Source organism: Ruminococcus sp. (assembly GCF_017549005.1).
In the GTDB taxonomy this organism is placed as follows: Bacteria; Bacillota; Clostridia; order Oscillospirales; family Ruminococcaceae; genus Ruminococcus.
The window spans coordinates 1-12,250 of the sequence record NZ_JAFYYT010000001.1; the positions used below are offsets into that span (position 1 = coordinate 1).

General features: G+C 42.3%; 8 protein-coding genes and 2 pseudogenes. 4 read left to right on the top strand and 6 right to left on the bottom strand.

Annotated features, from left to right (window positions below; translation table 11 throughout):
* The first annotated feature begins 751 nt into the window (after positions 1-751).
* The 3 genes and pseudogenes from IKW96_RS00005 to IKW96_RS00015 all read left to right on the top strand — a co-directional run bounded on the left by IKW96_RS00005 (position 752) and on the right by IKW96_RS00015 (position 2,904).
* Positions 752-1,408: an SMI1/KNR4 family protein gene (locus tag IKW96_RS00005; protein WP_296568663.1), complete on the top strand. Its 657-nt coding sequence runs from the start codon at positions 752-754 to the stop codon at positions 1,406-1,408.
* Positions 1,409-1,627: 219 nt separating this feature from the next.
* Positions 1,628-2,039: pseudogene (locus tag IKW96_RS00010) on the top strand (transposase); the annotation flags it as partial.
* Positions 2,040-2,205: 166 nt separating this feature from the next.
* A pseudogene (locus IKW96_RS00015) lies at positions 2,206-2,904 on the top strand (IS256 family transposase).
* Here IKW96_RS00015 and IKW96_RS00020 read toward each other — a convergent pair.
* The 6 genes from IKW96_RS00020 to IKW96_RS00045 all read right to left on the bottom strand — a co-directional run bounded on the left by IKW96_RS00020 (position 2,837) and on the right by IKW96_RS00045 (position 11,370).
* Complete coding sequence (locus IKW96_RS00020) at positions 2,837-3,367, bottom strand: hypothetical protein (protein WP_296568668.1); 531 nt, start codon at positions 3,365-3,367, stop codon at positions 2,837-2,839. The pseudogene IKW96_RS00015 and the gene IKW96_RS00020 overlap by 68 nt on opposite strands.
* Positions 3,360-3,920: a sigma-70 family RNA polymerase sigma factor gene (locus IKW96_RS00025; protein WP_296568673.1), complete on the bottom strand. Its 561-nt coding sequence runs from the start codon at positions 3,918-3,920 to the stop codon at positions 3,360-3,362. Before IKW96_RS00025 ends, IKW96_RS00020 begins: the two co-directional genes overlap by 8 nt.
* A 179-nt stretch (positions 3,921-4,099) precedes the next feature.
* Entirely contained in the window at positions 4,100-4,777 is a 678-nt protein-coding gene (locus IKW96_RS00030) for a helix-turn-helix domain-containing protein (RefSeq protein ID WP_296568676.1), read from the bottom strand.
* Positions 4,778-4,998: 221 nt separating this feature from the next.
* Complete coding sequence (locus IKW96_RS00035; RefSeq protein ID WP_296568679.1) at positions 4,999-7,914, bottom strand: dockerin type I repeat-containing protein; 2,916 nt, start codon at positions 7,912-7,914, stop codon at positions 4,999-5,001.
* Between the two features lie 103 nt (positions 7,915-8,017).
* Positions 8,018-10,684 carry a dockerin type I repeat-containing protein gene (locus IKW96_RS00040; protein ID WP_296568682.1) on the bottom strand — a complete coding sequence of 889 codons (2,667 nt, stop codon included), beginning with the start codon at positions 10,682-10,684 and terminating at the stop codon, positions 8,018-8,020.
* A 458-nt stretch (positions 10,685-11,142) separates the two neighbouring features.
* Positions 11,143-11,370, bottom strand: a complete 228-nt coding sequence (locus IKW96_RS00045; RefSeq protein ID WP_296568685.1) for a hypothetical protein — start codon at positions 11,368-11,370, stop codon at positions 11,143-11,145.
* 327 nt (positions 11,371-11,697) lie between these two features.
* Between IKW96_RS00045 and IKW96_RS00050 the strand changes: the two genes are divergently transcribed.
* A complete protein-coding gene (locus IKW96_RS00050; protein ID WP_296568688.1) occupies positions 11,698-12,249 on the top strand; it encodes a GNAT family N-acetyltransferase in 552 nt (183 codons plus the stop codon).
* Position 12,250 lies beyond the last annotated feature (1 nt).

Genomic DNA, 12,250 nt, shown 5'->3' on the forward strand with positions numbered 1-12,250 from the left:
CTGATTAGCTGCGCCGCACATTTTTGGCTATTTGTCAATACCTTTTTGCAAAAATTTACATTATATACAAAAAAAATAATCACAGGATCTTTTTGATTCCTGTGATTATTTTACTTTTCCTTAGCTTAATGACATTACCCTCGCGGGAGCTGTTCCTTTCGTATCGTTAGAGCTGTCGACCTTTATCAACTGCCTATGTGAAATTCAGCTCTACCTATTCTGTTCTCAATGCTGATAATCTCACCTGATTCTATAAGAATATACTCAATTTAACAGTCCGCTAAAATAGCCCATATGCATCAGCTCCTTTCGTTGACTTTTTTATGGGCGTATGTTATAATATTGATTAAGAAAGAGCAGTTTGAATGCTTGACAAATCGGTAATTTACCTTTTTTGAGTGGTTCAATCAATGTTTTCTCTTGTTGAGATACAAAATCTTCTACAAGTACGATATACCCAAAATGGTGCATCGTTCGACATCATTGCTGATAGAAAGGAGAAAGAAAAATTTTGATTTCTAAATATCGCACAGAAGATATTAATATGGAAAAAGTGATATCAGAACTTGAAAAAAATATAATTTGACGCTTCCGGATTCTTATAGACTTTTCTGGGTCCGTTACAATGGAGGAGATACTCCGGATACAGAATTCAAAATCTGAAACTTGAAAAAGTTGTGCTTAAGTAAAGATTAGTAATCGGTATGCCACTAAAGTCCAATAATACCAGCTAACAAAAAGGAGAGTAAATATGACATACCAAACATATGATATCTTAATCGCTCGGTTAAAGGCTGCCTATGAAGCGCTTGGCTGCCATGTGGAATTTGAAAAAGCGCCGCCTGCAAGTGAAGCGGAGCTTGCGATAGCGGAGGCGCGCATCAATCAGAAGATCCCGACCTCCCTGCGTTCGTTTTTTGCAGCATATTCGGGCAATGTGCGGTTCTATGCGAAATTTCCGCAGGCGCTCTCGTTTGCTGCGCCCTTTTCGGAGATTTTCTCTGCGGAATTTCACTTTTCACTGGATCTGCTTTACGATTTCCGGCAGAACATTGCGCCGGGTGAGCTGGATCCAGAGAACGATTATGACCGCCCCTTTTTCACGTCGCTTCTCTTTGCGGATATTCCGAACGGTGATTCGCTTGCCTTTGATTACTGGGATTCCTCTGATGACCCACGCGTGATCTATTTGAGCCACGACGGCGATGAGGATGAAAACGGAACAGTACTCGGCAAATCCTTCCGCGATTATTTTGAGCGAATGCTGTTGACGGCAGCTGTCGGAAGTGAGATCTGGCAGCAACAGATTTTTCTGCCAGATAAAGAATCCGGGCTTGATCCGAACTGTAACACAGCTCGTGAGTATCGCGCACTGATCCGCCTGCAAACGGATGATCTGATCGATTGAGGGAAGTAATCATGAAAGAATACGAAGAATGGAGAAAAAGCCATCTGCCGGTTTTAGTTTCGTCTAAAACAGTATCAAATAGTCTGTATCTCGGTGATTAAGTCTATACTAAAATTCGTGTAAACCTCTGAAGTAGTGTATAATAGAAAAGACACTACTTCGGAGGTTTTAATTATGAGCAGAAGGCGAAGAAATGAAACAAAAGAGCAGCGTGGAAGAAGAGTAACGCCTAAGAATCAGACAAGCATATCCCAGAATATGGAGAACAAGATCATCTCCATGTATGCAAAAGGTATGTCTACATCAGATATTGAGTATCATATCCGTGATATTTACGGTCTGTAGATCTCAGATACTACCGTCAGCCGTATCACCGATAAAGTGCTCTCTGTAGCGAAGGAATAGCAACAGAGACCGCTTGAAAGCGTAAACAGTTGTATTTCTCGACGCTATACACTATCATGTCCGCAGTGAAGGACAGATCATCAAGAAGGCTGTATACATAGCCATAGGCGTTAATATGGACGGCAGGAAGGACGTTCTCGGTATGTGAGTAGGCGAAAATGAGAGCGCCAAGTTCTGGGCAGGCGTACTTAATAGCCTGCGTAACAGAGGCGTTGAGGATATTCTTAGAGTCTATCCTAAAATTTGTGTAAACCTCTGAAGTAGTGTATAATAGAAGAGACACTACTTTGGAGGTTTTAATTATGAGCAGAAGACGAAGAAATGAAACAGAAGAACAGCGTGCAAGAAGAGAGCTGATAAGCGATTTTCTATCGGCAGCGAATATCCAGAGCATGGATGATATTCAGGAGCTGTTCAAGGAAGCACTTGCCGGATTTATGGAAGGCAGCCTGGAATCAGAGCTTGATTCTGAACTTGGGTATGAACCATACAACGTTAAGAACAATGAAACAGACAACAGCCGTAACGGACACAGCAAGAAAACTCTGCGTACCAGTATGGGCAAGGTGGATATCGAAGTTCCTCGTGACAGAAACGGCGAATTTGAGCCTAAGATACTGCCTAAGAATCAGACAAGAATATCCCAGGATATGGAGAACAAGATCATCTACATATATGCAAAAGGTATGTCTACATCAGATATTGAGGATCATATCCATGATATTTAGGGTCTGGAGATCTCAGATACTACCGTCAGCCGTATCACCGATAAAGTGCTCCCTGTAGCGAAGGAATGGCAACAGAGACCGCTTGAAAGCGTATACGCAGTTGTATTTCTCGACGCTATACACTATCATGTCCGTAGCGAGGGACAGATTATCAGGAAGGCTGTATACATAGCCATAGGTGTTAATATGGACGGCAGGAAGGACGTTCTCGGTATGTGGGTAGGTGAAAATGAGAGCGCCAAGTTCTGGGCAGGTGTACTTAATAGCCTGCGTAACAGAGGCGTTGAGGATATTCTTATCGCCTGCACCGATAACCTGACAGGCTTCCTTCATATTCATAGTCATATTCGGGAACAGTTGTAGTTATGTTACTTGCAGTTGCTGTCCCTGTTTCATCACCTGCGGAAGATGTTTGCGTAACAGTAATGGCAGGCATAGCTGTTGTTTGAATATGGCTGTTTTTTTGTATCGCACTTGTTTTTGAATAAGAAAGAGAAAGCTGAGTTGTAGTCTCTGTACATTGAGAAGCCTGAGACGACGTTTGCACAGAAGAAGTTTGAATTATCTCATCTGATATTAAAGGCAATGTAGTTGTTATTTCTACAGTGCTTTGTTCAATAACAGCATCATTTCCTGAAAGAACAGGCTTTTTATCGGGATTGGCTGTATGAAAAATTCCTAAAGCTCCGACAGCTATAAATATAGCCGCAGCAGATGCTGCCACGCCATAGCAATGATGTATAACCGGCTTTCTCTTGCAGTCGGCTTCTTCGATGAGATTATCGTCAATATTATTAATGCCTTTGTATAACTTAAGATTACTCATCAATATAACCTTCTTTCTGCAAAAATGCTTTTAGTTTTTTCCTCGTTCTGAAAAGATATGTAGCCACAGTCTTAGAATTCATACCATAAAATGCCGCTATATCCTCCACAGTTTCGGAGTACCAGTAACGCCTCACGAATACTTTCCGGTATTTCTCAGGCTGAGACCTAAGAAATCCGCTTATCGCCATTCCGAGCTGTTCATCTGATATCGTTTCTTCAATGCCTTTTCCGTCAGGTATACATTCCGAAAGTTCATCAAGGGATATAGAAAAATTCTGGTTCCTTTTTGCAGCAGTATTATATTTTTTTCGGTTCAATGCACAGTTTTTAACAAGTTTGCAAAGGTATGTTTTCAGATTTTCAGGCTTGTTCGGCGGAATAGAACTCCATACATCCATATAGGCAGAGTTCATGCATTCTTCCTGATCTTCTTTCAGAGAAAGGATGTTTCCTGCAATATAGTAGCACAGGTTTTCATAACTGTGTTTCAGTTCTTCAACCGCTTTTTCATTTCTTTCAAAAAGTAATTTGATAATTGATGCATCATTCAAAAGGTCAGCCTCCCTTCCTGAGGTCCTCTGTATATATAGACAACATTCGAAACGTAATATTTCACTTTTTTCAAATTAATTTATATGTACCTTATCATTTTATTTGCTGGAGGTCAAATATCGTGCTTTTTTCAAATTAATGTGTCTCTCCCGTTTATGTGGAGACCAGTTTGAACGCTTCATTTTTTTACGTTTATCTCAATCTCAGGTGAAACGCCAAATACTTTTTGATATCCTGAAGATAGAATATTAATGTATGAGTCCATAATAATATTTCTTTGAAATTCTGTTTCAACTGAAAAAACCACAAGTTTGTCTGAATAAAGAACAGGTATCAATGCAGATATCCATGTATTTAGAGCCATATCAGGAATCATTTCATTTTCTTTCAAGGCAATTAAAACCTTATTAAAAGCACTTTTAGCATCAACCGTATCATTTTCACTGGCGTCTATGGTGACAAAGGATTCCATTGTAAGAGGATTGCATTCATTAAAAACAGAAGCTTCGCTTGAATTGGTAACACCTTCTTTTGATGTAAAAACATCATCAAAAACAAGTTCTAATATTTTTGCAGCCTTGTTAAGCTGTTCTGGATTAAGTTTGGCAAGGTTTCGCTGTAAATACTGATACTTGCTCTCGTTCTCTTTTTCTGGAACATCAGCTCCGAGCAGATAATCAGTTGTCACACCAAGCAAACCTGCGAGCCGACTGATAACTTGTATTCTTGGGGTTCGCACACCGTTAACATAATAACTCATCGCAGATTCGGTTACATTTGCCCAATTGGCAAGCTGCTTCTGAGAAATATGCCTTTTGCTCATAATATCATTGATTCTATCGCTAAATATTGACATAATATCACTCCTTATATGATAGGAAAGTGTATCCGGATACTTCCATGCTTTAATCATGCCACAAAATTATAGCATTGTCAATATTTAATTACAATATTGTGAATTTTAGCTGCTGTAAACTGTTTCCTTTCAGAAAGTAATAATAATATGTACCATCAGTGTAGCTATAAAGAAATCCGCCCATTAAAGGGCGGATTTTCGTTTATTGTATGTGATTCCTATTATTGTATCTTGCTACCGCCCCATTCAACGACTGTAAAACCTTTTCTTTCAAATGTCGATAACTGCTGCGGTTCGATATCCACTGCTTCTTCCAACGGTACATATGTCATGAATATACGCAACATACTATCGGGTGTAGGTGTGATGTTCAGTTTGGCTGAGTCCGTATATACATCGCCTTGGAATGAAATGAGATTGTATTTATTATGCTCCATAAGAAGCAGCCAGTATACGATAAACTCGTTCATTTCGTCTTCTGTCAATCCCATATATGTGAGCTTTTCCTTGAGGAAACTCTCTGTATCACTGCCGGCAACGCAGAAGCCCTTTGAGAGGTCAAATCTTGTTCGGCAGTTTACTGCATCCCAGAACAGATACCTGTGGTGTGTGCCGTCTGCCTTGTTCGTAAGCCGCCCGTCTGGATATGCAGTTACATCCCAGCCGTTATTATACTTGGGATAGGTTGTTGATAGCTCTGCTTCTGTAAGTTCAAGCTCAACATGAACATCTGTCTCCTGCTCAGGATACAGGTATATCACAGGCTTTTTTGCAACTTGTTCAAAATAGATCGTCGGAGTTTTGCCGTCCTCTTTAAACACTTTTATCCAGCCATATTGACCGTTGTATTCCGTAAACAGCCATTCGTTGTTGTTGTCCTGAGCACCCTTTTCAATCAAGCGCGTATCCGCAGGAATGCATGCAATGGTGCTATACCTCTCATCTGGACCTAGGTAAAGCTTAAGCCCGTCCTCCCGAACAAAGAATGGAACACCGTACTCGAAGCTCTCATCAGGATTAACATAAGTGGAATACTTTTCCTTCAGATCTCTGAGTTTTGTCATGACACCCGGAATTCGTTCTGAAACTGTCTTTATCTTAGAACCGTCTGAATAGCCGAGTTCGAGCACACACTCGATTTCACTCCATCCAGGTCCGTCGGGATCTTTCATGTTACGAATCATACTGTCATAGTCTTGTGCCATTATCTCACGATATTCCTGCTCTGAGATCTGAATGATAATTGACTTAGGCTCCTGAGCATATGTCAGATCCTGATAAGACAAAAAATATTTTTTGCCTTCACAGTACACTTTATATATGATCATTGCGCCTGCGACTCCGCCGGATTCCGTGACGCTGACCTCAACAGGCAGATCTATTGATTTAAGAAGTGCTTTTCTCATAAGAACAAGATCAAAGACTGTAAGCTTATTATCAAGATCAAAATCAGCTTCTGCCCAGTAGTAAAGCTCCTTATCGTATGCATTGAGCAGCCATTTCTGTAATGCTACAAGATCAGCAATGTTGAATTTGCTGTCACCGTTTATATTTCCTGAAACTTTTATCCTGGTTCTTATCACAAGCTCCATTGAACCATTGTCATATAGAGTAACTTCAGGCTGATCGTCACACAGGAATTCAAAGATATCTGCGGATCTATACAGATTTGCGAGATCGGTCTGATAGACCTGAGGATTGGAGTCTGCATAATATACAGGGCCGGTGTACATCCAGCCGTCCGGAGACATATTTGACCTGAATCTTATATCCGTACCGAACCCAAGATTATGGTTCTTCACTAGCTCACTCGGAATAAGCTCTCCTGTATCCTTGTCATAAAACGTTATCCTTGTTTCTCCCTTTTCAAGGTCGGTCAGATCAGCAGACTTTTCCTCGGGGAGTACCCTTCTGGCAGTTTTTTTCAGCCTGAACACAACGTCAGCTGTGTTGTTGTCATATTTCTTTACGGTAATATGATTTTCAGGTACAATAGTTCCGTTGTAATAACCCGCAGATTTTTCTTCAGCCTCCGGCAGGGAGTAACTTTCAGGTATATCAAGCAAGCCGAAGGAGAAATTGTAACCGTCAAAAAAGTTTCCCAAACCTACGATGGCAGGGTTATTTCTGAATCCGACAGGCTGCATATTGCATTTTATCTCACCATCGGACGTGCTTTGACGAATATCCGTCCATATTCTCGGCATTGCACCCTCAGGGAGAGTAAGCGGCTCGCCTGTGTCATAGTCAACAAGGGTTACTCTCATATCTCCCGAAAGCAGTATAGTCTGTGCATTATCAAGCACAGCACAGTCCGCAGTCAGTGTATATGATGTCGGCTCAGCTTTGGATGTACGAATCCATGATATCTTTTCATTTCCGTCTTTCACAGCCTGATAAACATATATCTTATCAATTGAACCGTCATCATACAAATCCGGTACCTGCATGGTGCAGTCGGACGTCAAAAGATACTTTATGTTCTCATATTTGTTATTGTAGTCAGGCTCCCATTTGTCACCAAGCTGATCCACTGCCATCGTACAGAATACAACATAATTATCCTTGACAGAAACATTATCGTTTTTCTTAGTATACTCATCATACTCAGTCATACTGTCAGGGAGCCAGCTGAAGATATCGGTTTCGGTGATACTTAGGTTCTGGCTGATTGTAAAGCTATATTCAGCAATTGCTGGCGGTTCCCAATCGTCAGGTGTTTCTTTGACCTGTACATGAGGATCAACTATTGTCAGATCAATATCGCCTTGTTTCTGTGGCTGATAGACAAACACATCAAAGCAGGTCTCGGTCAGCTCATGAGTGTATATCTCATGTTTAAGTTCGAGCCCCATTCCTGCAGTTGGTTTCAGTTCATATCCGTATGTATCTGCACTGCGGCCCTTTCTCGCACGGTCAGGATATACTAAACAGATCAGACCATTGTCAATATGCGTAGCTCCATAGGAATTACGGAACTCTACAGCGGAATCAAAATCAGACGGGATCCAATCTGGGAGTTTAGCAATAGCGCCTGTGTCCTCTGCATACGAAATAGGTACAGAGGCATTAAACGTAAGCGGCGTGATTGCTGTTGCAGCTACTATAACAGCAGCGGTCAGTCTTGTGAGCTTCATATCATTCACCTGCCATTCTTCAGATTTGCAGCATTTAACTGCCTGATTTCATTATACAGCGATATCTCGCAAAATGCAAGAGATAATCGTATTTCTATGTTTCTTAGTGTCTGTAATCATAATCGATCCCGTAAATAGGATATCGGTATTCCCTTGAAAAGCTCACATCATAGGAATAATTTGCACTGTCAGAACTGCCGTGCATACTCTCAAGGCTGAGCACCCTGCCAAGCGGAAGAATCTCAAATGATGTCTCACCGTACTGGCATTTCTTTACTCTTATGCCATCATCTGTAATCTTTACGACTTCAATAATATAATTGAGATCATCGGAATCATTCTTCACCCATTTTCCTTCCTGCTTCTCAGTGAACTTGTCGCCCTCGGAAATGCTGAAGTCCATATACTCATCATCTTTTTCAATCCAATTTCCTGCATAGCCGTAACCATTGTAATGAACGACAACATTCATTTTATAATCATAGGAACGGGGATTTGTCAGATTACCGTTATCGCAGCTGATAAGCTGCTTTCTCAGCATAGTGAGATCGAATACGTCTATCCTGCCGTCCTTGCAAAGATCCGCTCTTGTCCAGTCGGGCATGGTCACATCATCTGAGCCATTCAGCCATTTCTGCAAGGTCAGCAGATCCACGATGCCGAATACATTATCTCCGTTTACATCGCCGAGGCACTTCCACTCCACCTTTTCACCATGATATTTGCTCTTAGGAACCGTCGCCTGTAAGATACACAGGTAATCAGTGTTGCATATGCCATAATCGGGAGAGCGTTCAATGTAGTATACGGAGATATTTCCGTCAGAGATCTCCATGTCCCTGATGCTTACACCGCTGCCGCCAGTGGAGTCAACTTCCCAGTCAAGGAACAGCACGTTGTCTTTGAAGAACTCGTCGCCGTACTTGGACATAACCTTCCTCTGCAGGCTCTCATTTGTAAACCAGGAGGACATTATCTCCTGGAGCTCCTCTTCCGATGTCACCACCGCAGGTCCGCTCTCTGTCATTTTTTCATAGTTGATGCCACGAACCGTTGTGGCTATCTTGTCCATAAAGGTAGTACCGCTACCGTTTTTTTGTACGTTAAAGACTATATCCGCGGTATTATAGGGATATTCATCAATGATAGCCTCGTTCCATGTATAAAGCTCATAGCCCTCGGGCAGATACTTTTCATCGATGTAAAGATCATGAACGGTCTTGCCTGTGCGCTCCGTATCCCAGTAATAGGGATTAGAGCCCTCGCAGTACTTGACAGTGCCGCCGAACAGGCTGAGTACATCGTCATTGGGTATCTCTATGGTCTTGCCCGTATCTATATCCACTACTTTTATACGTACAAGATCGCTTTCCAGAATCTCATTGTCGTTCCAGACAACATAGGAACCGTCATACTGTTCCTTAGGTATCTCTACCCTGAGGATATCAAAATCCGAGGTCCTCATGAGCACTCCGCTTATCACAGAGGTATAGTCGATTTCCAGATAACCGTCCTTTTTTACCACGTCCCTCAGACCATGCTTGAACACTCGTCCCCTGTAGGGGTCGAGATAGGTATTCAGCATCAGCACATAATTCTCGAAGAACAGCTCCGAATACTGCTCCGTGAACTTCTTTGCCGCGCTCTCATTCAAATATCTCGAAAGGAACTCGTCAAGTTCCTCCTTTGAGGTTATGACCGCCGAATCCGAGCCGTAATACTTATCGTAGATCTCATTTGCGGAATACTTCAGTTCTCCCGAATAAATGCTGTAGGACGAAAATGTCAGCCTTGCGTCGCTCAGATGCGAGTCGCTCAGGGTTATCTTATTGCCGTTATCCGCAACGGTACAGTCGGCAACAATAGTCTTTTCAACAAGGGGAACGCCTGCGTCAGCGCCTCTTGCGAAGTCCCATCTGATAATGCCTTTTCCGCTGTTCAGAGCCCTGTAAACAGCAACAAAGCGTTGTGTGCCTCCGTCCAGTACCTTTGCTGTTTCCACGGAACATGATGACCGGAACAGTTCCCTGAACATATTCTCATCCACAGCTGAAGTCCAGCTGTATGCCGTACCGATAGCTTTGTCTATACAGAACAGAACGAGATCATCCTTTGCGGATACAGCTCCGTTCTTCTCCTTATATGCCTCGTACTCGGCAGCACAGTCGGGAAGCCAGCCGTAGATATCTGTCTCGGTGATCTCCTTATCCTCGTCTACTGCAAAGGAATAGAAAGCAGAAGCGTTAACGCCTCCCAGATCGATCCCCGCCTTTTGAGCAAGGGCATTGTTCTCCATAACAGGGTCGTATCCGTCCTCAGGCATTATGCATATCTGTATCCACTTGTCGGTCAGTGCCACAGCAAACTCGCCCTGCTTCTCTGGAGCATAGTATACTGCCACCTCATAGCAGCTGCCTGTCTCCGAGCTTTCCGAGCAGTATGTTTCACGTTTGAGTTCTTTCATCATACCTTCCGTTGTCCTGATCTCATAACGTGACGCTCCCTGCTGTTCATCATCTGACGTTCCTGCCATACTCTCCTTGAACACAACACATACAAGGCCGTCCTTTACAAGAGTAGCACCGTATGTATTCCTGAATCCAAGAGCACTTTCAAAGCTGTCGGGTATCCAGTCGGGAAGAGCAGCTCCCATAGCGTGTTCAGCCGCATACACAGCGGAAGGAACGAACACAGAAAGCCTGTCCGCCGAAAGAGGGACAATTGCAGTTGCTGCAGCGGCAATTGCAGCAGCTATCTTCTTGAGTTTCATAATATTCACCTGCCATTCTTCAGATTTGCAGCATATAACTGTCTGATTTCATTATACAATGATATCTTGCTGAATGCAAGAGATATTTGTATTTTAAGCTATATATTCATTAACGTATTAGACTGGCAAAATGTGCGGCTGAAATCGTAAATTTTCTGTGAACACGTAGCATTTTGAAGAACGATAAGTAAAGTGCCAATTTGCAGGTCACGCAGATAAGGGATTCGTCAGACTGTAATGGCTCAGACGATAGTGGATCCGAATAGCGTCTAGGGTAAGAATGCAGTTAACAACGCGAAACTACAACAGGAGCTGTAAGAAGCATACATATCATCAAAAGGGATATACTTCTGAGCATATTTCTCAGCCGTAGAACCTTTATATCCCTTAACAGTTATTTGATAAAGCGTTTAATAAGAGAATTCCCATGAGGCACATATCTTCCTCATGGGATTCTTTTATACATCCAAGAATTTCTCAATAACGATCATTATCTCCTCAAGGCGCTTACCACCGATACCTTTGATTTTGCTCAGCTCTCCATCAAGAGCTGGGTGATCAATGGTTTTGCCTTGTTCTCCGAGAAGCTCATCTCCATACTGAAGAATGAACTTTGTTAGCTCCTCACGGTTCATCTTCTTGATCTTCTTATAGGTATCTCTGTCGATAATTTCTCGATTTGCCATATGTAAACTCCTTTGTCATTTCTCTTATCACCAATTATAGCACATCGCAGGTAATATGTAAATACATATAGCAGAACCGCCCGTGAAGGGCGGCAATGAATTGAAGCTTTAAGACATAGTTTTTTTGCTGTCAGCTTGGAAGCACTTTGGTATTTCTATTGACAAATCCTTAAGCTGAATGTTATAATACCTACAACGATAAATTGGATTTTATTGACGTAAGCTGTATGAATCTGTGTAAGTATGTATGTGGTGCAGTCAGACAGATTCCTTTATCGTTTGCAAAAGGCAGTCTTGGTTAATCAAAAGAAAGAAGGAATTAAAGAAATGGAACATAAGGGAACACAGCACCTTGAAACGGAGCGTCTGATTCTGAGAAGATTCACTCTTGAGGACGCCGAAGCTATGTATGAGAACTGGGCAAACGATGACGAGGTAACAAAGTTCATTTCTTGGCATACTCATCAGAATATCGATGTCACCAGATCCGTGCTGGGTGACTGGGTAAGTCATTATCCCGATGATGACTTCTATCAGTGGGCTATCGTTCCTAAGGAAGGCGACGGTAGACCGGTTGGTTCTATCGGTGCTGTAAAGGTCTTTGATAAAATCTCGGCGGTGCAGATAGGATACTGCATTGGCAGAAAATGGTGGCATCGGGGAATAACAAGTGAAGCGCTGAAAGCTCTAATCGTTTTTTTCTTTGATGAAGTGGGCGTGGAACGTATCGAGGCTATTCACGATACCCGCAACCCAAATTCCGGTGGTGTTATGGAAAAGTGTGGCATGAAGCACGAGGGCACCCTTAGAAGAGCTTTCAAGGGAAATTCAGGCATAGGCGACGTCAAAATATACAGCATATTGAAAAGTGACCTTTGAT